Origin of the sequence: Collinsella sp. HCP28S3_E12 (assembly GCF_052065595.1) — a bacterium.
GTDB lineage: Bacteria > Actinomycetota > Coriobacteriia > Coriobacteriales > Coriobacteriaceae > Collinsella.
In genome coordinates this window covers 68005-89036 of the sequence record NZ_JBQHTS010000008.1, presented here as the reverse complement: position 1 = coordinate 89036, position 21032 = coordinate 68005, and the positions used below count along the sequence as shown (strand labels likewise).

The window sequence follows — 21032 nt, the reverse complement described above, 5'->3', positions numbered from 1 at the left end:
CCCATGTTGCAATTCGAGAATAGCCGCCTGGCGCTAACCGGGCGACTATTCTACAAGTTACGTGCGATTATGTGGTGCCAACGTTAACGAGCGATGGTGGTATCGGAAGTTAACGGAGCCTTGCCCAGCACCAGGATATTCTCGGGCGTACCGCGAAGCTCGGTGTTGGTGGGAACCACGTTGTTCTTGTCCAAGATGGCGTTCTCAACACGGGCGCCGCTCTTGATGATGCAGCTCTGGTTGATGATCGAGTTGGTCACCGAGGCGCCTTCCTCGATCACAACGCCGCGCGACAGAATCGAGTTGCGCACGGTGCCCTTGATGATGCAGCCGGCCGAGATGATCGAGTTGCAGGCGTGGCTGCCGGTCGCGTAACGCGAAGGCGGCACGTCGTGGGCCTTGGTCAGGATCGGGCGCTCGGGGTCAAAGAGCTGATCGGCCACGGTCTGGTCGAGCAGGTCCATGCTGCGACGATACAGCGACTTCTCGCTAAATACGCCCACGACCTCGCCCTTGTACTCATAGCTGCACACGTCGATGTTGCCAAAGTCGCCCTGGAGCGCCTCGAGCAGGTCCAGATAGTCGGCGGCCTGGTAGTGGTCGATAATCTCGAGCAGCGTCTCGCGGTTGACGATGCAGCAGTCCATAGAGGCGTTATCGCCGTACGCGACGCCGGAGCTTACGCCCGTCAGGCGGCCGTTCTCGTTGATATCGAGTTTGGTCTCGTCTTCGACGTTGTGCGTGGCCTTGCAGTACACCACGGTCATCTGGGCACCGGATTTCTCGTGCGCCTCGATAATGGTGTTGAGGTCCATGTTAAAGATGACGTTGGTACCCATCATCACAACATAGGGCTTGTCCGAGCGCTGGAACAGCGTCTTGTTGGAGATGATGTCGCGGAGCAAGAAGCGCATGCCGCCCTTGGTGGTGCCATACGCGTTGCCGGGCACCATGAACAGGCCGCCCTTCTTGCGGTCCAGGCCCCAGTCCTTGCCCGAGCCCACGTGGTCGATCAGCGAGCGGTAGTTGCCCGGCATGACAACGCCGACGGTCTTAATGCCGGCATTCATCATGTTGGACAGCGGAAAGTCGATCAGGCGGTAGCGGCCCAAAAACGGAACGGACGCGATGGGGCGATCCTTGAGCAGCACGCTGCCGTAGGTCGAAGAGTAGTTAGCGGTGATATAGCCGATGGCCTTGCGATTGATCATCGGATCATTCCCCCTTCCCGACAACGACGTCATTTCCAACGACGGCCGTATCCTTGGTGGTATCGACAGAGCCGAGCTTCACGCCCTCTTCGACCGTGGAGTTCTCGCCCAAAATAGCGCGGCAAATGTGCGCGCCGCTCTTAACGTGCGCACCCGGCAGCAGCACGGAGTCCTCGACCACGGCGCGCTCCTCGATGATGACATCGGTCGAAAGGATCGAGTGGCGAGCGGTGCCGTAGATCTTGCAGCCATTTGAGACCAGGCAGTCGTCCAGGCGACCGTCCGGGCCAATGTAGTGCGGCGGGCGCGTGGTGATGTTGGACATGATGGGGAAGCTCTTGTCAAACAGATCGAACTCGGGGTTGTTGCCCAGCAGGTCCATCGAGGTCTCGTGGAAGCTGGCGATGGTGCCAACATCCTTCCAAAAGCCGTGGAACTCGTAGCTGTACAGGCGCTTGTCCTCGCCGAGCAGCTTGGGGATGATGTCCTTGCCAAAGTCGTGGCTCGAGCGCTGGTCCAGAGCGTCCTCCTCGAGCGCCTTGATCAGCACGTCGGCCGAGAAGATGTAGATGCCCATGGACGCGAGGTTCGAATCGGGCTTCTCGGGCTTCTCCGTGAACTTGGTGATGCGGCCGTCCTCGGGGTCGGTGGTCAGGATGCCAAAACGGCTGGCCTCCTCCCACGGCACGGGCATAACGCTCACCGTGAGGTCGGCGTTGTTCTCAATGTGCGTCTTGAGCATCTTGCGGTAGTCCATGCGGTACAGATGATCGCCCGAAAGAATCAGGACGTACTTGGGGTCGTTGGACTTGATGTAGTCGAGGTTCTGCGTGATGGCGTCGGCCGTGCCCGCATACCATGCGCCACCGGTTTGCGTCTCGTACGGCGGCAGGATCGACACGCCACCGTCGCGGCTGTCCAGATCCCACGCCTCGCCAGAGCCCACGTAGGCATGCAGCAGATAGGGACGATACTGCGTCAGAACGCCCACCGTGTCGATGCCCGAATTGGAGCAGTTGGACAGCGAAAAGTCGATAATGCGGAACTTGCCACCAAAGCTAACCGCCGGTTTAGCGATCTTTTGGGTGAGTGCCCCCAATCGACTGCCCTGTCCTCCTGCGAGGAGCATCGCGATGCATTCTTTCTTACTCATCGAATTCTCCTTCTGTCATCGATGTTCCTAAACCCATTAGCGACGGGCGCGGCGCTCGGTCGCGCCCGTCGAGTAATGCCGTGCGGCAAAGGGAACTCGCGGCCTTTAGGCGTGCCAGATCTCGTCGCGGTACTCGCGAATGGTGCGGTCGCTCGAGAACCAGCCGCTCGAGGCGGTGTTGAGCAGGGCCTTGCGGTTCCAGGTCTCCTGGTCGCCATAGCTGCCCGTGAGCTTCTCCCATGCATCCACGTAGCTGCGGAAGTCTGCCATAACCAGGTCGGGGTCGTTGTTGTTCATAAGCTCGTTGTAGATGCTCTCAAAGTTGCCCGAAAGGCCGGCAAACGTGTTGTCCTTGAGCTCATCCATCACGAGGCCCAGACGTTCGCGATCATTGTTGAGCGTATCCCACGCAAAGTAGCTGTTCGATGCCCAGAGCTGCTCGACCTCGGGAGCGGTCAGGCCAAAGATCGCCTCGTTCTCGCGGCCGGCCAAATCGGCGATTTCGATGTTGGCGCCGTCGAGGGTGCCCAGCGTAATGGCGCCGTTCATCATGAGCTTCATGTTGGACGTGCCCGAGGCCTCCTTGCCAGCTGTGGAAATCTGCTCCGAAATCTCGGCGGCAGGGTAGATGAGCTGGGCGTTGCTCACGCGGAAGTTGGGGATAAAGCAGACCTTCATGACTTCGTTGACGCGCGGGTCGTTGTTGATGACCTCGGCCACCGAGTTGATCAGGCGGATGGTCTCCTTGGCAAAGGTGTAGCTCGAGGCAGCCTTGCCGCTAAAGATAAAGGTCGTCGGTGTTACGTGGAAGTTGGGATTGGCGATGCGGCGGTTGTAGATGTCCATCACCTTCATGATGTTCATGAGCTGGCGCTTGTAGGCATGGAAACGCTTTACCTGAACATCGAAGACGGTGTTGGGGTCAATAACCAGACCGGTCTCTGCCTTAACGTAGGCGGCAAGGCGCTCCTTGTTGGCGCGCTTGGAGGCACCCACGGCCTTCAGGAACTCGGTGTCGTTCTGAAAACCTTTAAGTTTCTCAAGCTCAAAGGCGTCCTTGAGCCAGCCGTCGCCAATGGCCTCGGTCACGAGCTTGGCATAGGTGGGGTTGGCCTCGGCAAAGAAGCGACGGTGCGAGATGCCGTTGGTCTTGTTGTTGAACTTCTCGGGCGTTAAGGCATAGAAGTCCTTGAGCACATTGTTCTTAATGATATCGGAGTGAATCTTGGCCACGCCGTTGACGCTGTGGCTGCAGATCACGGACAGGTTAGCCATGCGAACCTCGCCGTCCCATAGGATGGCGGTCTGGCGCAGACGCTCCTGCCAGCCTTCCTGCGTAGTATCGAACGACTCATGCCAACGACGGCTGATTTCGTCGATGATCTGGTACACACGGGGGAGGAGCTTGGAGAACGTGCCGATGGGCCATTTCTCCAGGGCCTCGGGCAGGATGGTGTGGTTGGTGTAGCTCACGACCTGCGTCACGATGTTCCAGGCGTCATCCCACTCGAGCTTCTTCTCGTCGATGAGGATGCGCATGAGCTCGGGGCCGCACATGGCGGGGTGCGTATCGTTGGTGTGGATGGCCACAAACTGCGGCAGCAGCTCCCAGTTCGCGCCGTGCTCCTTCTCAAAGGTGTCGAGCAGGCTATAGATACCGGCCGAGACAAACAGGTATTCCTGCTTCAGTCGCAGCAGACGGCCGTGCTCACCGGCGTCGTTGGGGTAGAGGATGGCGCTGATGGCCTCGGCCTCGGCGCGCTCGGCGTCGGCCAGGGCGTAGTCGCCGCGGTTGAAGGCCTCCAGATCGAAGTGCTCCTCGACCGGCTCAGCGGCCCAGACGCGCAGCTTGTTGACGGTCTCGCCGGCATAGCCCACCACGGGGATGTCGTAAGGGACGGCCAGGATGTCCTGCGTGTCCACGGTTCGATAGAACGTGCGGCCGTTCTCCTCAAAGCCCTCGACGCGGCCACCAAACTTAATGGTCACGGCCTTGTCCTGACGACGGACCTCCCAGGGATAGCCGTTGGTGAGCCACTCGTCGGTGGTTTCGACCTGGCTGCCGTTGACGATCTCCTGTTTAAACAGGCCGTAGCGGTAGCGCATGCCGTTGCCGTAGCCGGCAATGCCCTCGGCTGCCATGGAATCCAGGAAGCATGCGGCCAGACGACCCAGGCCTCCGTTGCCCAGCGCCGGATCGGGCTCCTGGCTCTCGATGACGGACAGGTCAAGGCCCATATCGTCGAGCGCCTCGGCGACCATGTCGCGCACGCCAAAGTTGAGCAGGTAGTTGTCAAGCAGGCGGCCGATCAAAAACTCGATCGAGAAGTAGTACACGCGCTTCTTGCCCTCGGCTGCCGCACGGGCGTCGCTCTTGGTGGCAACGGTGCGGGCCTTCTCGGCCACGAGCTTGGCCAGGGCGTTAAAGCGATCCAGGTCGCTGGCGGCCTCGACGTTCTTGCCGCTAATGCTCATGACGGCATCGCGATAGAGCTCGGTAAACTCCTGCTTGTTGTCGAAGATCTTATTCATACGTTCCTTTCCCCCGGGGATGTTTCTCCCGGAACGGTTGTGACTTGTATCCTACGCCCCGCTGGGACGGGTAATTACAGCTGTAACGGCTTTGTTACGCATCCTTAGGTGACGACTTAACAGAAGCAGATTTGGCTTTGGTAGCGGCCTTTTTGGCAGCCGGCTTCTTGGTCGCGGTAGCCTTGGCAGCGGGCTTTGCGGCGGCCTTAGCCTTGGCCTTGGTCGTCGTAGCCTTTGCCTTAGCCGGAGCCTTCTTGGCGGCCGCTGGCTTGGGCTTTACCGAGGACGCACGCTTGCGGGTCGCCTTCTTGGGCTCCTCGACCACGGGCGGCTTATAGCTGCTGGGGCCGCGACGCTTAAGCACCACGCCTGCCAGGCTGGGCACCTTAATCTCGATGGAGTCCATCTGCCCGTTCCAGGGATAGGGCTCGCTCGAGCAGGTGTAGGGCTCCTCGCCAGCATAGCCGCTGCCGCCAAACTCGGGACGGTCGGAGTCAAAGATGACCTCCCAGTCGCCCTCACGCGGCACGCCCACTCGGAAGCTCTCGTAGGCCGCCGGGTCAAAGTTGATCAGGATCACGAGGTCGTCATCGACGTCCTCGCCCTGACGCACAAAGCTCACGATGGACTGCTTGGAGTTGTCCGCGTCGATCCAGGTAAAGCCGTCGTCGTTGTAGCCGCGCTCGTACAGGGCGGGCTCGGCGGTATACAGGTGGTTGAGCGCCTTAATGAACGCCTGATGGTGTGCATGGGTCTCATACTGCTCGGTCAAGAACCACTGAATAGATTCGTAGTAGCGCCACTCGATAAACTGGCCGATCTCGTTGCCCATAAAGTTGAGCTTGGCACCGGGGTGCGTCATCTGGTAGAAGGCGAGCGTGCGCAGGCCGGCAAACTGGCGCCACCAGTCACCCGGCATGCGGCCGATGAGCGAGCACTTGCCGTGCACGACCTCGTCATGGCTCAGCGGGCAGATAAAGTTCTCGGTAAAGGCGTACATGATGGAGAACGTGAGCAAGCCATGGTTGCCGGGGCGCCACGGAAAATCGGTCTGCATGTAGTGCAGGGTGTCGTTCATCCAGCCCATGTCCCACTTGTAGTGGAAGCCCAGGCCGCCGTCCTGCGGCGGATAGGTCACCAGCGGCCACGCGGTGGACTCCTCGGCCATCATCATCACGTCGGGGTAGTGCGCCTCAACAGCGCAGTTGACCTGACGGATAAACGCGCTGGCGTCCAGGTCCTCCTCGGTACCGTACTTGTTGAACTTCTTTTGGCCAGGATCGTCAATACCAAAGTTGAGGTACAGCATGCTGGACACGCCGTCCATGCGAATGCCGTCCACATGGAAGTTCTCGATCCAGTACAGCACGTTGGAGACCAAGAAGGAGCGGACCTCGCCGCGGGCGAAGTCAAACTTGTGCGTGCCCCAGTTGGGGTGAATCTCGTGCTCAAACAGCATGTGGCCGTTAAAGGTGGCAAGGCCGTGGGAGTCGGCGCAAAAACCGCCGGGCACCCAGTCCATAATCACGCCGATGCCCGCCTCGTGGCACGCATCGATAAAGTGCATGAGCTGCTGCGGGTTGCCGTAGCGTGACGTGGCGGCAAAGTAGCCGGTCGTCTGGTAGCCCCAGGAGCCATCGAAGGGGTGCTCCATAAGTGGCATGACCTCGATATGCGTGTAGCCCATATCGCGTACGTAGTCCACGAGCTCCACCGACAGGTCGTCGTAGGTGTAAAACTCGCCGCGCTGCGCAGGGAAGGGGTCCATGGGACCGGGGTAGTTGCCGTACTCGTCCGGCTCGCCCTGTGGCTCGTCTCCGTGGCGCTTCCACGAGCCAATATGCACCTCGTAGATGTTGAGCGGCTGCGACATGTGGTTGTGGCCGGCGCGGCGCTTGAGCCACGCGGCGTCGTTCCACTGGTAGCCATCGAGAGTCCACAGCACGCTCGCCGTTCCCGGAGGGCACTCGGCCTTAAAGGCGTACGGATCGGCCTTGTAGAGCTTTTCTCCCTCGTTGGTCTCGATGAGATATTTATAGAGCTGGCCCTGCTCGGCACCAGGAATAAAGCCTTCCCAGATAGCGCTCGTGTGTACGGGCACCAGCGGGTTGGCTTGTTCGTCCCAATTGTTGAATTCACCGATAACGTGGACGCTCTTAACGTCGGGCGCCCAAACGCAAAAACGCCAGCCGCGCGTGCGCTGCTGCGTGTCGGGATGCGCGCCCATCTTTTCCCAGCTGCGCTCCCACATACCGATGCCAAACAGATAGACATCGTCCTTGGTGAGCTCCGGTGCGTGCGGGGCGGCTTTACGGGTAGCGGGCTTTTTGGTTGCTGGCTTTAGCTTTGTATCGCTCACGTTTGATCCCATCATGACGCGGCAGCGTGTTGCCTTGGTGACTAGATGCGAAAGGTCCAAGGCTGCACGAATCGAAGGGACGGCGATAGCTCTATGATTCGTCCCACCTCGCGCGCTCGGTGGAACTTTCGGCAAAAACCACAATAACACCTGTCCGTTAGTTTTATGGACGAAAGTGGATTTACGGTGGCGTTTAATCGGTGAGCGCCATGTTTATGCCACTGACAGAATTGCGATGGTAAAACTCTTGACAGTTTTACCAATTAGGGTTTCTAGATTTTTAGATTTACGTTTGGTAAAACGTTTTTAGCAGGTTGTTTACCATTTGACATTGAAAGGTTTGCGAATGAACCACACAGCCGCCTCTAATGTTGCTTTTATTTTTGATTGCGACGGCACACTGGTAAATAGCACCCCCGTTTGGGGCTATGCGCAGCCCGAGTTATTGCACCGTCACGGCATTGATGTAACGGTTGACGATTTTGCCCAGTTTGAGCATTTGTCGCTCGAGGACGAGTGCCAGGCCTACCACGACACGTGGGGCATTGGCGAAAATGGCGAGGAGCTGTATCGCGAGCTGAGCGACATCCTGATCGATGGGTACTCCAAGGTGCCGCCGCGCGAGGGGCTCCTCGCGTTTCTGGAGCAGGCGAAGTCGGCCGGCATTGCTATGTGCGTGGCCACGTCCACGCCGGCCGAGCTGGTACAGTCCGCACTCGCGGGTGCGGGGCTTGACGCCTACATGGAGTTTATTACCACGACGGGCGAGGCGGGCCGCTCCAAGCAGTTCCCCGATGTGTACGAGCTGGCGCTGCGCCGCCTTGAGGAGCGCCACGGTCACCAGTTTGAGCGCGCGTGGGTGTTTGAGGACGCTGTCTTTGGCCTTAAGAGCTCTGGCACTGCAGGCTTTAAGCGCGTGGGCATCTATGACCCGCACGGCCGTATGGAGCGCGACGAGGTTCGCGACAACTGCGACATCTTTATCGACAGCTATGAGGACCTGGACCTGGCCCGCGTGCTTTCGTTTGAGGGCTAGGCGAGGGCCGTGGCTTGCAAAGTATTAGTTGTTTGCGGCTCGCCGGTGGTGGCGAGCGCGGATCTGTTGCGTCGACTAGCGGGGGAGTGCGACCACGTTGTCGCCGTGGACCGCGGGCTCGACGCGCTGCTAGGCGCTGGCCTGGGTTGCGACGTGTATGTAGGAGATGCCGACACGGTGAGCGACACCGGTCGCGCGTTGGTGGATGCCGCCGAGGCCTTTGAGGTTGAGCGCCATGACCCCTACAAGGACTATACCGATCTGGCACTTGCGCTCGATTCCGTCCGACGCCGCTGGCCGGGTGCCGAAGTGGTTGCGACCTGCGCCACCGGCGGTCGCCCGGACATGGCCCTGTCTGTGTTAGGGCTACTGGCAGGCTATGCGGACGCCCCCGTCTGGATCGAAGAAGACGAAGTGACGGCCAGAATCCTGCACCAAGACGAGACCTGGACCATCGAGGGTGCCGAGGGCAAAACCTTCTCCATCATCGCCATAGCCCCTAGGACAGTAGTAAGCGAACACGGCCTCGAGTGGGAGCTAGACCACAGCCCTCTAGGCCTGCTAGCCGACACGGGCATCTCTAATGTCGTCAGGAAAGCGGCCAAGATCCAAGTCCACCAAGGAACGGCAATCGCCTACCTCTACAAGTAAGGTGCCGCCGCGTGAGGGTTTTATCGGGACGGTGGCTGAATTAGCTGGTTTTGGCTAAGCCAAAACCAGCTAATTCAGCCCCGTCCCAGGAAAACCCGTAAGGCAGGGCAACAACCCAAAAAAATCTCTTGCATCCCCGCAAACATTCCCCTATAGTATCTCCTCGTCACGGGGGCGTAGCTCAGCTGGGAGAGCGCTTGACTGGCAGTCAAGAGGTCAGGGGTTCGATCCCCCTCGTCTCCACCATCGTGAATGCAAAGGCCTTCGGAAAACCGAAGGCTTTTTTAATGTGTGTCCACGCCACAATCCATAGTGACGCTCGCATCAACCTGTAAAAAGTTGCGCAAATACCTCCCCGTTTTGTACAAAGTTTGTTAGCCAAACATAATAGTTTGAGCAATTCATGCCGCCAGTAATTACATCTCAGGCAGTGCTCACCAACCCACACACCCCCATAAACCTGCGGTAATGTGTGCAAGGCGGCACAATATCCCCCATAACCACGGCAAATAACCAATATGTTGCTCAACACACCCCAAAACGTACGGGCCACCTGCTGTGCTAGGATAAATAACGTTACATGGGTTCAACTGTGCTCATGGCTCCAGCAAGCCGCAAAGCACAGGGTCGATCAGCATCCAGCCGTAACGGCGGTGCCAGATAAACCACGAGCTCCAATAGCGTCGTCATGCGTATCGCATCGAATGACTTTGTTTTTGTCTACGGGCAAGCTGTTCTTTCGATTCGATATTCCATGACTCATCGCAGCAGTCCTATAGCTGTTTGCGTGCGATCCAGTTTTGTTCCCGCTTGACTGGATCGCACGCAGCCAGCTGGGGTTGCGGTCATTTTGCGATACACGTCCGCGACTCTAGCAACTGCACTTATACATACCGTTCACGGTGGGGCAGAGCCACGTGCTTGTCTAACTGGGCTCAGGGTTTGAATATGGAGCGCCTTCGCGCACAAGCGCCCTGGCGAAGCCATAGCCAAACCCCGTGAGCCACACGTAAGACAGCAAGGGGGGTGGTGCTCGTGTGGTATGTAATCCAGGTCATTAACGGTCGCGAAGACGTAATGCGCGAGCGCATCGAGCGCGTGGTGCCGGCTGGCGCTATGCAGGAGCTCTTTTATCCCCAATTTCAAACCGAGATTAAAGTACACGGCGAATGGGTCAAAACGACCAAGCCGCTCTTTCCCGGTTACCTTATCTGCGATACGGCAGATCCCCGCACCGTGCAACAGTATCTGCTGCGCATGGACGACTTTGCCCGGGTGCTATCCCAGGACGGTCAGTTTGTGCCGCTGGCAAAAGAAGAGGTCCAGCTTATTGGCAGCTTTACTCATGTGGGAGACCGCGTAGTGCCCATGAGCGAGGCCTTAAAAGACGGCGACCAGGTCGTAGTGACGGCAGGTCCGCTGCTGGGCCACGAAGGCCTTATCAAAACCATTAACAGACGCAAGAGCACTGCTTATTTGGAGCTCGACCTGTGTGGCCGACGCGTAACCACCCGCGTTGGTCTCGCCGTGCTTTCAGCCGAGCAGCGCGCAATGCGAAACCTTAAAAAGGCGATTGCCTAACTACGGGCGACTGTTTAACGGACAGGGAGGATCCCCGGGGGCGGGGACGTAGACAACGGGATTAATAGGGAAGAGAAGAGCTAATTTGAACACTGAATCCAAGAGTGCAAAGCAAAAGGGGAAGTTGAGCGCCTTCGAACCGTACGCGCTGATGGTCTATGACTTTGCTGCGACCTTTTTCGCGGTGTTTATCGCATCGTGGGGAACGCAGCATTGGGCATCATTTAGCGGGGCTGCGGGCGCATTCCCGGCTGTTACTGTGCTTGCGGTTATCAACGTCATTGTATTTTGGTTTTTCCACATGTACAGCAGCCTTTGGCGCTATGCGAGTATTTCCGAAGCCGGACGTATTGTTGCCGCGGTAACTGTCGGTTCGATTATCGGCGATGTGATCTTTAGCGCACTCTTTGGCAAGGGCATGTCGCTTCGCGAGGACGTCATGGCGTGGGCCATTTTAGTCATTATCTGCGGTGGTGGCCGTTTTGGTATTCGCGCTATGTACGGCAGTCAGCTCTGGCGTTTTAAAAGCAAGTCCGATGCGCACTTACCGCGTACACTCATCGTAGGTGCAGGCGAGACCGGCTCGCTAACCATTAAACGCATGCTCAACGGAGACCCCGATATGATCGGTGATCCCGTTGCCGTTGTTGACGATGATCCCAATAAGCAAAACCAGCGTATTCATGACGTTAAGGTCTGCGGTACTTGCGCCGATATCCCTACTATTGCACACGATTGCGAGGCAGAGCAGATTGTCGTAGCCGTACCGAGCGCCACACATGAAGAGCGTCAGCGTATCTATGACCTGTGCATGAAGACGGGTCTTAGGGTCCTCACACTCCCCAATGTCCGCGATATTCCGCAGGATGGTGTAGGCAGGGTTGCTCTTCGTGAGGTCGAGATCAGCGACTTGCTTTCTCGCGAGGAGAAGTCGCTTGACCTTAACCAGATGGGCTACGTTACCGGTAAGCGCATTTTGGTCACGGGCGGCGGCGGATCTATTGGCTCCGAGCTTGTACGTCAACTGCTTCCGGCAAAGCCTGCGCAAATCGTGTTGTTCGACATTTACGAGAACACTACCTACGAGCTGTATCACGACATCATCAAGACCGCTCATGATCAAGGCACTGATATTCAAGTCTATATCGGCTCCATTACGCATCTTCCAGCGATTACCAAGGTCTTTGAGAAGTACCATCCTCAAGTTGTTTTCCACGCTGCAGCCCACAAACATGTTCCTCTTATGGAACACAACGCCCGCGAGGCAATTGAGAACAACGTCTTTGGCACGCTCAACGTTGTACGCCTTGCCGATAAATATCAGTGCAGCCACTACGTACAGATTTCTACCGATAAGGCTGTTAATCCGACCAACGTTATGGGTGCAACCAAACGTATGGACGAGATGATCGTTCAGTATTACGCGGCCAACAGTAAGACGATCTTTACCGCTGTCCGTTTTGGCAATGTTCTTGGTAGCCACGGTTCGGTTATCCCGCTGTTTAGGCGTCAGCTTCGCGAAGGCGGTCCCATCACCATTACGCACAAGGACATTACACGTTACTTCATGACCATCCCCGAGGCAAGCAAACTGGTCATTACTGCCGGTGCTTTGGCACATGGCGGTGAGATCTTTGTTCTGGACATGGGTGAACCGGTCAAGATCTATGACCTTGCCGTGAACCTCATCACGCTGAGCGGTCTTAAGCCCGGCAAAGACATCGAGATTAAAGAAGTCGGCCTGCGTCCTGGCGAAAAGATGTACGAGGAGCTCCTTATGGACAACGAGCAACTCTTGCCGACTGAACATTCAGAGATTCGCATCTCCACGGCCGAGGCCGACAAGATGGAAGAGATCAAAGACAAGCTTCAGAGGCTTCGTGACTGCCTCGACAAGGATAACGATACGGTCAAGACCGTGCTCGCCGAGGTTGTACCTACGTATCATCCGCAGTTTAACGATTAGGGATAAGGAGCCACGATGGACATTAAGCCTTTTGAGAACAAGGTTTGGCTTAGTTCGCCGACCATGCATGGCGATGAGCTCAAATACGTTACCGAGGCATATGAGACCAACTGGATGTCGACGGTAGGCGAGAATATCAACGAAGTCGAGCGCCTAATGGCCGAAAAGATTGGTTGCGGCTATGCCGTTGCCCTTTCTTGCGGTACTTCTGCGCTGCATCTTGCCATGAAGCTCGCTGGTATTAAGCCGGGTGATGAGGTCCTTTGCAGTGATATGACGTTCGACGCCACGGTGAACCCAGTTGTTTATGAGGGTGGCGTTCCTGTATTTATCGATACTGAGCGTGACACTTGGAATATGGATCCCGTCGCTCTTGAAAAGGCCTTCGAACTGCATCCGACTGCAAAGGTCGTTGTGGCGGCGCATCTTTACGGAACGCCTGGCAAAGTCGAAGAGCTTCGTTCAATTTGCGATGCGCACGGGGCTGTCCTTGTTGAGGATGCTGCTGAGTCACTTGGCGCCACGTATAAGGGTCGTCAGACTGGTACGTTTGGTGACATCAGCGCCATTAGCTTCAACGGCAATAAAATCATTACCGGATCCGCCGGCGGCATGCTTTTGACGGACAGCAAAGAGGCATCTGAAAAAACGCGCAAATGGTCGACCCAATCGCGCGAAGCCGCTCCCTGGTATCAGCATGAGGAGCTTGGTTATAACTATCGCATGAGCAATGTAATTGCCGGTGTCGTGCGTGGCCAGATTCCGTATCTGGAGGAGCATATTGCCCAAAAGAAGGCTATTTACATGCGTTACAAAGAGGGCTTCAAGGGTCTGCCTGTGAGCATGAACCCCTATGACCCTAACGTTTGTGAGCCGAACTTCTGGCTTTCTTGTCTGCTAATACACCCTGAGGCAATGTGCAAACAGGTTCGTGGCGAGAGTGAGGCGCTTTACGTTAGCGAATCTGGAAAGAGCTGCCCCACTGAAATTCTTGAGGCTATTTCTGCCATTAACGCCGAGGGTCGTCCCATCTGGAAACCTATGCACATGCAGCCTATTTATCGCATGAATGCTTTCGTGACGCGCGAGGGCAATGGCCGAGCTAAGACCAATGCGTATATTTCTGGCGGTGCAACGGGTTCAGATGGCTTGCCTTTGGATGTAGGAGCCGACATCTTCCATCGTGGTCTCTGTCTGCCCTCCGACAACAAGATGACTCCCGAGCAGCAGGACGTAATCATCAAAGTGATTAGGAATTGCTTTGAGTAGCCCTGGCAACGAGACTTTCTATCAGCGCTATGGCAAGCGGGTCATTGATCTATGCCTGTCTCTTGTCTTGCTCATTCTCTTCTGGTGGGTACTGGCGATCGTGGCATTTTTGGTACGCGTGAAATTAGGTAGCCCCGTTCTGTTCAAACAGCCTCGCCCAGGTAAGGACGAGAAGATATTTAACCTTTATAAGTTTCGTACCATGACTGATGAGTGCGATGAAAACGGCAATCTTTTGCCCGACGAGGTACGCTTGACAAAGTTTGGCAAAGCTTTGCGTGCGACAAGCTTGGATGAGTTGCCTGAGGTGCTTAACATAGTGCGAGGCGAGATGGCTATTATCGGGCCGCGTCCGCAGTTAGTGCGCGATATGGTGTTCATGACGCCCGAACAGCGCAAGCGCCATCTAGTGCGGCCGGGTCTTTCTGGGTTGGCCCAGGTGAACGGGCGTAACGCCATTGCCTGGGATGATAAGCTCGCCTACGACCTTAAGTACATCGAACGAATCACATTCGCGGGTGATTTCGCCATCTTTTTCAAGACCATAGCCAAGGCTTTCGTGAAACAGGAAGGCATCACCGAGGACGGCATGGCTACCGCCGCTGACTACGGTGACTATCTGCTTGCCGAAGGCCGCGTGACGCGCGAAGAGTACGACGGCCTGCAGGCACAGGCCAGGCAGCTTTTGGAGACTGTGCGATGAATCCTACAACCTGGCATTACTACAACCACGCCCTGCTTCCCGATTGTGCGCCGCACGAGGCTGTGGTCTTTGCGAGCGGAAAGTTCGATGTTCCGTTTAATTGCGGGGGGGGGGGTTCCTCTAATGGCTAGATGGACCTCCGACTTTGACTGCGCGCGTAAAACCAGCTGGTGGTACGAGATCCTGGATCACCCGTTCGATATGGCGTCGTTGAAGGCGAAACGACGTTACGTTGTGAGGAAGGGTATGTCGAACTTTGATGTTCGGGTGGTGAATCCTGGGGAGTATTCAGATGAGATTGCGGATGTGGCCGTGGCTGCCATCGCGACCTACGAGGGCGTGAGCAGTGCCGTCGACTTAGACACTTGGAAGCGCAGGGCCGAGGACTGGACAGGCGACGTGTTCGGTGCGTTCCCCAAGAACGGCGGACCTATGGCCGCTTGGGCGCTGGTGAACGACCACGGCAGTTACGCTGACTTCACGAGCATGAAGGCCGACCCCGCTCAGGAAAGGTTGGAGGTAAATGCCGCTCTTGTAAATGGCATAGTTGATCATTACGCTGATCGTTTGGGGAAAGATTTCTACATCTGCGATGGTGAGCGCAGCGTCCTACATGAGACGGCTTTTCAGGACTATTTAGAGAAGTATTTTGGGTTTCGTAGGGCGTACTGCAGATTGAATGTACGTTTTCGTTTTCCGATTAATTTTATCGTTGGTATTTTGCGACCGTTTCGTAAACACATCGAACGCAAGGGCTCCTTTCTTCAACGACAGATTTGGGGCGTTCTTGAAATGGATAGTGTTGCAAGGGGGTGTGCTGTAAAGTGATTGATAAAAATGTTGATTATGGTTTAGTTTCCATCATTATGCCTTCTTATAATTCCGAGCACTTTATTGCCGAGAGCATTAAAAGTGTACAGGCGCAGACTTATAAGAACTGGGAATTGTTGCTGGTCGATGATCATTCGAATGATGCTACAGTGGCAATTGCCGATTCTTTTGCTGTGAATGACAGGCGTATTCGTGTTTTAGTCAACGAATGTAACTCTGGTGCCGCCTTTTCACGCAATAGAGCCCTGCGTAAGGCTAAGGGTGCGTGGGCTGCTTTCTTGGATAGCGATGATACGTGGGCATCAAATAAATTGCAGTTGCAGCTTAAATTTATGCGCGACAATGATTGCTGCTTCTCTTACACGGAATACGAGACTATGGATGAGAGTGGAAAGTCTCTTGGCCAGCGTTACTCGGGCCCAAAGCGCATCACACGCGCGGGTATGCGACGTTACTGCTGGCCAGGCTGCCTGACCGTAATGTACGACACGCGAAAGGTTGGTTTAGTTCAGATTGCGGACCTGAAGAAGCACAACGACTATGCCATGTGGTTAAGTGTGGCCAAAAAAGCTGAATGTCTGCTGTTGCCCGAAGTACTCGGAAAATATCGCATTCGGGAGTCCTCCATTTCGCATGGCAGTTCGAGAATCAAGCAGGCTGAGCATCTTTACAGGTTGTGGCGCACCGGTGAGGCATGTAGCAGGGTCAGTTCTTTACTACATACGGCTCAGAATATCGCCTGTTCCTTCTACAAGAAAGCTAAATATATCCAAGCGATTAGACGGATTCAGTAATGAATGAACATGTTGAGGTCCTTGTCGCTGCTTTGGGATGCGATCCCGAGCGACTGATAAAAAAGATGAACTTACAATCAGATGCCGTCATTGCCAATCAGTGCGATGAGAACAGAATGTTTGAGTTGAATGAAGGTAATCACTATGTGAGAGTGATGAACTTCAAAGAACGGGGGGTTGGGCTCAATCGTAACAACGCTCTGATGAGAGCCAGGGGTGACTATTGCCTCATTGCAGATGATGACATGCGTTATGTAGATGGTTACGAGGATATTGTTGTACGTGCATTTAGGGATAACCCCGGCGCCGATGTTCTTGTTTTCAACCTAAAGGAAAAGACACCAAGCAGATATTGCATCACAAACAGGCATCGGGTTCATTTCTATAATTTCCTTAGATACGGTGCCGCTCGAATTGCCGTGAGGTTAAGTTCAATTCAACGAGTGAATATCTATTTTCATCTGCAATATGGGGGCGGGACGCCCCATTCCCACGGTGAAGATAATATTTTTCTTGCTGATTGTCTAAAGAATGGATTGAAGATCGTCGCCTTACCATTAGTAATCGCGGAACTTAACGATGAAAGGCCTTCAACGTGGAATGATGGATATACTTCAAAGTATTTCATTGATCAAGGCGCGCTATACAGACGTATAAGCAGGAAGTTCTGGTTTCTTCTTTGTGCTCAAGATGCAATCAGGCACTTTCGGGACTACGGACAAGGCCCAACTAAGACCATACCACTTATGGTTAAAGGTGGACGAAACGCATGATGAATTTAGGGCAAAAGACGGGCCAAAAATTAGAAATTGGCTTCGTATATTTTGCAATTTTCTCTATTTTCTCGTTAACACTCGTTCAACGGGGTACAGAATTCGAAGAAAACATTGATGTTTTCCATATTTTTATTCCTTTCAGCCTTCTCTATCTGTTCATTGCTCTTAGTGTTCTGTGCTTTTTAGTATTATGTGCCCTGAGGGGCATGAGGCATATACAACTCGATTCAATCTGCCTCATGTTGGCCTTATGGATAGTACTCCAACTTGTTGATTCGTTGAGACTTGGCCGGTTTAATGAGCTGCTTGGAGCGGTGGGAATGGCCGGAATCGCCTTAGTCTCTTACGTGATCGGACGTAACACCGTCTGCAGTAAGAAACAACTCGTTATTCTTGTGGAGTTTTTTTTAGTTGCGATATGTTTTCAGACTATTGCTGAGTCATTAATGGGGAGTATTAGTTTTTTCGGCGATCCCTATTATTATAAGCATGATCTGATTATCCCCATTGGAGCAAGCAATTACATTGCTACCAAAATTGTGCCCCTGTTTTTCCTTGCTTTCATCGCTGATGACATCAAGGAAAGGAAAATTGTTATTGCTGCTGTATTTTTGGTTGCTTTGGTTCTTACCAAATCACGCAATGGCATTCTTTGCTTTGTTCTCGTTTCTGCCTTGTATTTTATTATTAATAAAAAAATAACTTCCGTAAAAAAAATATTGATAGTCGCTTGCACATCGGCGCTTGTCTTGTTTCTCCTCCAGGACGGGCTTTTTCACGATTTAACTTTAGTTTATTCGAGTTCTTCAAGTACAGTGGATGGACGCTTTGATTTATGGTCTCAATATGTGGACGCAATTTCCGAACATCTATTCTTTGGGCAAGGAATGGCTCGAGTGAATGGCTTTATAAGCTCGCATAATGTTGTTTTGGATGTTCTGCTTCGAGGCGGCATGGTTGGGCTTGCAATCGTCTTCACTGGAATAGCTGTTTTCTTTCAATTCACCGCTGGAAATAACGGTGCTGTTTATGCCTATAAATGGTTTTTTGTTGCAGAAATGCTTATTTCCATGGCTGAAATTACCTTCTTCACAACCACGAACGATATTACATTTTTTTTCATACTCGGACTGGCGGTATCAAGCAGTTGTCATCGAAATGAGTTCCCCAATGGTTAATCTCCTAATTCTTAATTACAACGATTCTGATACAACGCTCAAATGCGTAGAAAACGCTTTGCTTATTCCCGATATTTCAAAAATACTGGTTGTGGACAATCACTCTACCGATGATTCATACGAGCGTTTGACAAAAGTTGAGTCAGAGCGAGTTTTTGTCATAGCGGCAGATGAAAATAGAGGCTACGGAGCGGGAAATAATCTTGGAATTAAATGGCTTGCAAAGCAAGCTCCTCAAGATCTAATTTTGTTGGCGAATCCAGATACACGAATTGACGCAGTTACTGTTAAGGCGCTCGAGTGCTTTCTGCAAAGCCACTTGGATTATGCTATCGCTTCACCCTTTATGGTTAATCCCCAGGGCGAAAAGCAAATAAACACTGCGTTCAAAATACCTTCTAAGAAGGATTACATTTGCTCGATTGGTTTGATTTATCAGAAATATAGCGGCAAAATGTTTTACGAACGCTTGGATAAATGTACGAGAGACTATGTTCAAGTCGATGGAGTATCGGGCTCGCTTTTCATGATGAGACCGGAGCTTGTTCTTGATGCGGGACTTTTCGATGAAAAATTATTCTTGTACTGCGAAGAGATCGTGCTTGCAATCCGTTTAAATGAAAAAGGTTACAAATGCGCTCTTCTGCCTAATGAGGTGTTTGTGCATGATCATTCGATCTCAATATCAAAGGCTATTAAAACGGCCACAGGAAGACACCGTTTGCTTCTTAAGAGTAAGTGGTATGTGCTAAACCAATATTACTCATTGACAGCCGTTGAAAAAAACATTACAGGCCTTTTGATGTGCATTTCTATGATTGAAATTACATTATGGGCTTTTTTGGGAACTTTAAAATCAATGCTATCGGTCTCTTCTTCGCGTGGAAAGGAATAATTAACGGTATGTCTTATATTTGCAGCAAAATCAAATTGTTGGCGGCAAAGAAGAGATGGCGAAAACGCAACGCACACAATGCAACGCGACTTGGCAACAGAACCTTCGATTTCAATAACATAACGGTAGGTAATTATAGCTACGGTACAATAAATATTTCTACATCTTGTCGTTCTCCTCGTTTAAGGATCGGTTCCTTTTGTTCCATTGCGGAGGGCGTAACTTTCATTACTGAAGACGACCACCCCTTGAACACCTTTTCCACCTTTCCTTTCAAGGTAATGGTCTTAGGTGTCGATGAGCCTGAAGCCCTTTCAAAGGGCGGCATTATTCTTGAAGATGATGTCTGGATCGGTCATGGTGCAACAATTCTCGACGGCGTTACTGTTCACCGCGGGGGGGTAGTCGCTGCGGGTGCGGTCGTATCAAAGGACGTTGAGCCATACACGATTGTTGGAGGAGTTCCTGCACGTCCGTTAAAAAAGAGATTCGATAACGAAACGATTTCGCGATTATCGCAATTTGATTACTCTTCGGTTGACAGATTATTCATCGAGAAGAATCTCGATCTTCTTTATTCTCCGCTTGTCGGCGATACCATTGAGGTTCTGCTAAATGACATAAGGAGCGGGGATGAATTATAAGTCCTTGGTTAGTAATGCTCTTGTAGCGTTCACTGCTCAGGGCATTTCGTTTGTGGCTAGTATTGCCATGTCGCTCCTTGTACCCAAGGTTCTCGGTGTTGCTGCCTATGGGTATTGGCAATTATTTATATTCTACGCTAGCTACTCGGGTTTTTTTACTTTCGGTCTCAACGACGGCATTTACCTGCTTGAAGGGGGAAATTCGCGGGATAAAATCAACAAGAAGGGCGTTAACACCCAATTCCGTTTTGGACTTCTCCTCCAATTGTTGATTGCAGTGTGTATAACAGCGATTGCTGTTATTTGGGCGCCGGAGCAACAGAGAATTTTTGTTCTACTGTCATTTTCCGCTCATACACTACTTTACAATTTATGGGGTTTTTTGGGCTTTGTCTTTCAGGCCATGAACGAGACAAAACTATTCTCATTTTCTTTAATAATCGAAAGGATATTTTTTCTCGTTGCGGTCCTTGCGTTGTTTTTCATGGGGACTTCTTTCTTTGAACCATATGTGATCGCCTATATCTTATCTAAAGTGTGCTCATTTTCTTATTGTCTTATTAACGCACGGGATTTCTTAAACGCGGGATCTTTCGCCTTTCCCGAATCCATGAAAGCAAGCTTTTCGAGCATGAAAGTCGGCTTCAAGTTAATGATCTCCAACATAGCGTCAATGTTAATCTTGGGCGTTGGCCGTGCTTTGGTTGACGGTGCATGGGGAATTGAAGCCTTTGGAAAAGTCTCTTTCTGGCTTTCGATGGTAAGTTTCTTTATTGCGTTCGTTTCACAAGCAAGTATGGTGCTGTTCCCAGCCTTGCGGCAGGGATCTGATAGTGAACGCAGAATCTTCTATCGAAGAATTCGCGATTTAATGGAGATGCTGCTTCCTGCAGTTTATATTCTCTATTTTCCTATCGCTACGGTTCTTTCTTTATGGCTCTCGCAGTACGCCGACAGCATGCATTATTTCGCTATCCTGCTTCCTGTATGCGTTTTTGATACAAAAATGGATCTGTGCTGTACCACTTATTTTAAAGTTCTTCGTGAAGAGCGCATGCTGCTGGAGGTTAATCTCCTAACATTTTTCGGAAGTGCTTTGATATCCTTTATTGGCGTGTATTTTATTAATTCTCTTGATGCGGTCCTTATCGGAATGGTTTTATGCATCATCTGCCGATCCTATATTTCCGAAAGGTATCTTGACACAAGGCTTGATATTCCATCAACTCGTGTGTCTGCTCAGGAAATTGCCCTAACTTGTACGTTTGTTTTACTCGTTCTTTCTTTGCCCTTCACCATTACATTTGTTATCTATCTTGTTGTTTATGCGATTTACCTTGCCGCTAATCGAGAGCTATTCCGTTCTTTACTTGGCTCTTTGAAAGGTCTTCTATCGCACAGGGGATAGTTAGGATTTTAAATTTATAAACACATTAACAGGGGTTAAGTTGTC

The 21032-nt window shown here is 52.8% G+C and carries 17 protein-coding genes and 1 tRNA gene; 14 read left to right on the top strand and 4 right to left on the bottom strand.

The annotated features are described in order from the left end of the window. Positions 1-83: 83 nt before the first annotated feature. From glgD to glgB, 4 genes are all read right to left on the bottom strand, one after another. Positions 84-1211 carry a glucose-1-phosphate adenylyltransferase subunit GlgD gene (gene glgD / locus ACTNBY_RS04850; protein WP_441063618.1) on the bottom strand — a complete coding sequence of 376 codons (1128 nt, stop codon included), beginning with the start codon at positions 1209-1211 and terminating at the stop codon, positions 84-86. Between the two features lie 4 nt (positions 1212-1215). After that, positions 1216-2364: a glucose-1-phosphate adenylyltransferase gene (locus ACTNBY_RS04845; RefSeq protein ID WP_427795157.1), complete on the bottom strand. Its 1149-nt coding sequence runs from the start codon at positions 2362-2364 to the stop codon at positions 1216-1218. Positions 2365-2469: 105 nt separating this feature from the next. Further along, positions 2470-4896 (bottom strand): glycogen/starch/alpha-glucan phosphorylase, encoded by a 2427-nt coding sequence (locus ACTNBY_RS04840; RefSeq protein WP_441063617.1) that lies wholly within the window; start codon positions 4894-4896, stop codon positions 2470-2472. Positions 4897-4990: 94 nt separating this feature from the next. Continuing rightward, a complete protein-coding gene (glgB, locus tag ACTNBY_RS04835; protein ID WP_441031236.1) occupies positions 4991-7270 on the bottom strand; it encodes a 1,4-alpha-glucan branching protein GlgB in 2280 nt (759 codons plus the stop codon). Between the two features lie 331 nt (positions 7271-7601). On the opposite strand from glgB, the gene ACTNBY_RS04830 reads away from it, so the two are divergent. The 14 genes from ACTNBY_RS04830 (at position 7602) to ACTNBY_RS04765 (ending at position 20987) form a co-directional block, all read left to right on the top strand. Further along, the gene (locus tag ACTNBY_RS04830; RefSeq protein WP_441063616.1) at positions 7602-8291 is read left to right on the top strand and encodes an HAD family hydrolase; all 690 of its coding nucleotides are present in this window, start codon (positions 7602-7604) and stop codon (positions 8289-8291) included. A 9-nt stretch (positions 8292-8300) separates the two neighbouring features. After that, positions 8301-8942 carry a thiamine diphosphokinase gene (locus tag ACTNBY_RS04825; protein WP_441063615.1) on the top strand — a complete coding sequence of 214 codons (642 nt, stop codon included), beginning with the start codon at positions 8301-8303 and terminating at the stop codon, positions 8940-8942. A 170-nt stretch (positions 8943-9112) separates the two neighbouring features. Beyond that, positions 9113-9188 (top strand) — tRNA-Ala (locus ACTNBY_RS04820). 789 nt (positions 9189-9977) lie between these two features. After that, entirely contained in the window at positions 9978-10523 is a 546-nt protein-coding gene (gene loaP, locus ACTNBY_RS04815; RefSeq protein WP_441063613.1) for an antiterminator LoaP, read from the top strand. Between the two features lie 124 nt (positions 10524-10647). Continuing rightward, positions 10648-12489, top strand: a complete 1842-nt coding sequence (locus ACTNBY_RS04810) for a polysaccharide biosynthesis protein (RefSeq protein ID WP_441063612.1) — start codon at positions 10648-10650, stop codon at positions 12487-12489. Between the two features lie 15 nt (positions 12490-12504). Beyond that, positions 12505-13758, top strand: a complete 1254-nt coding sequence (locus ACTNBY_RS04805; protein WP_441063611.1) for a DegT/DnrJ/EryC1/StrS family aminotransferase — start codon at positions 12505-12507, stop codon at positions 13756-13758. After that, positions 13751-14461, top strand: coding sequence for a sugar transferase (locus ACTNBY_RS04800; protein WP_441063610.1), 711 nt, complete (start codon positions 13751-13753; stop codon positions 14459-14461). The genes ACTNBY_RS04805 and ACTNBY_RS04800 overlap by 8 nt, the downstream gene beginning before the upstream one ends. A gap of 246 nt (positions 14462-14707) precedes the next feature. Beyond that, positions 14708-15289, top strand: coding sequence for a hypothetical protein (locus ACTNBY_RS04795; RefSeq protein ID WP_441063608.1), 582 nt, complete (start codon positions 14708-14710; stop codon positions 15287-15289). Beyond that, positions 15286-16086, top strand: coding sequence for a glycosyltransferase family 2 protein (locus ACTNBY_RS04790; protein WP_441063607.1), 801 nt, complete (start codon positions 15286-15288; stop codon positions 16084-16086). The genes ACTNBY_RS04795 and ACTNBY_RS04790 overlap by 4 nt, the downstream gene beginning before the upstream one ends. Beyond that, positions 16086-16859: a glycosyltransferase gene (locus ACTNBY_RS04785; RefSeq protein ID WP_441063605.1), complete on the top strand. Its 774-nt coding sequence runs from the start codon at positions 16086-16088 to the stop codon at positions 16857-16859. Before ACTNBY_RS04790 ends, ACTNBY_RS04785 begins: the two co-directional genes overlap by 1 nt. Continuing rightward, entirely contained in the window at positions 16856-18040 is a 1185-nt protein-coding gene (locus ACTNBY_RS04780; protein ID WP_441063603.1) for an O-antigen ligase family protein, read from the top strand. Before ACTNBY_RS04785 ends, ACTNBY_RS04780 begins: the two co-directional genes overlap by 4 nt. Then, complete coding sequence (locus tag ACTNBY_RS04775; RefSeq protein ID WP_441063602.1) at positions 18033-18935, top strand: glycosyltransferase; 903 nt, start codon at positions 18033-18035, stop codon at positions 18933-18935. Before ACTNBY_RS04780 ends, ACTNBY_RS04775 begins: the two co-directional genes overlap by 8 nt. A gap of 8 nt (positions 18936-18943) precedes the next feature. Beyond that, positions 18944-19579: a CatB-related O-acetyltransferase gene (locus tag ACTNBY_RS04770; protein ID WP_441063601.1), complete on the top strand. Its 636-nt coding sequence runs from the start codon at positions 18944-18946 to the stop codon at positions 19577-19579. After that, the gene (locus ACTNBY_RS04765) at positions 19569-20987 is read left to right on the top strand and encodes a lipopolysaccharide biosynthesis protein (protein WP_441063600.1); all 1419 of its coding nucleotides are present in this window, start codon (positions 19569-19571) and stop codon (positions 20985-20987) included. Before ACTNBY_RS04770 ends, ACTNBY_RS04765 begins: the two co-directional genes overlap by 11 nt. The last annotated feature ends 45 nt before the right edge of the window (positions 20988-21032 follow it).

What these genes read in the sequence shown, in the direction of transcription:
- glgD (WP_441063618.1), bottom strand. Translation starts at nt 1,211, where the DNA reads ATGATCAATCGCAAGGCCATCGGCTATATCACCGCTAACTACTCTTCG.
- ACTNBY_RS04775 (WP_441063602.1), top strand. Translation starts at nt 18,033, where the DNA reads ATGGTTAATCTCCTAATTCTTAATTACAACGATTCTGATACAACGCTC.
- ACTNBY_RS04780 (WP_441063603.1), top strand. Translation starts at nt 16,856, where the DNA reads ATGATGAATTTAGGGCAAAAGACGGGCCAAAAATTAGAAATTGGCTTC.
- ACTNBY_RS04845 (WP_427795157.1), bottom strand. Translation starts at nt 2,364, where the DNA reads ATGAGTAAGAAAGAATGCATCGCGATGCTCCTCGCAGGAGGACAGGGC.
- ACTNBY_RS04770 (WP_441063601.1), top strand. Translation starts at nt 18,944, where the DNA reads ATGTCTTATATTTGCAGCAAAATCAAATTGTTGGCGGCAAAGAAGAGA.
- ACTNBY_RS04785 (WP_441063605.1), top strand. Translation starts at nt 16,086, where the DNA reads ATGAATGAACATGTTGAGGTCCTTGTCGCTGCTTTGGGATGCGATCCC.
- ACTNBY_RS04830 (WP_441063616.1), top strand. Translation starts at nt 7,602, where the DNA reads ATGAACCACACAGCCGCCTCTAATGTTGCTTTTATTTTTGATTGCGAC.
- glgB (WP_441031236.1), bottom strand. Translation starts at nt 7,270, where the DNA reads ATGATGGGATCAAACGTGAGCGATACAAAGCTAAAGCCAGCAACCAAA.
- ACTNBY_RS04765 (WP_441063600.1), top strand. Translation starts at nt 19,569, where the DNA reads ATGAATTATAAGTCCTTGGTTAGTAATGCTCTTGTAGCGTTCACTGCT.
- ACTNBY_RS04805 (WP_441063611.1), top strand. Translation starts at nt 12,505, where the DNA reads ATGGACATTAAGCCTTTTGAGAACAAGGTTTGGCTTAGTTCGCCGACC.
- ACTNBY_RS04795 (WP_441063608.1), top strand. Translation starts at nt 14,708, where the DNA reads ATGTCGAACTTTGATGTTCGGGTGGTGAATCCTGGGGAGTATTCAGAT.
- ACTNBY_RS04840 (WP_441063617.1), bottom strand. Translation starts at nt 4,896, where the DNA reads ATGAATAAGATCTTCGACAACAAGCAGGAGTTTACCGAGCTCTATCGC.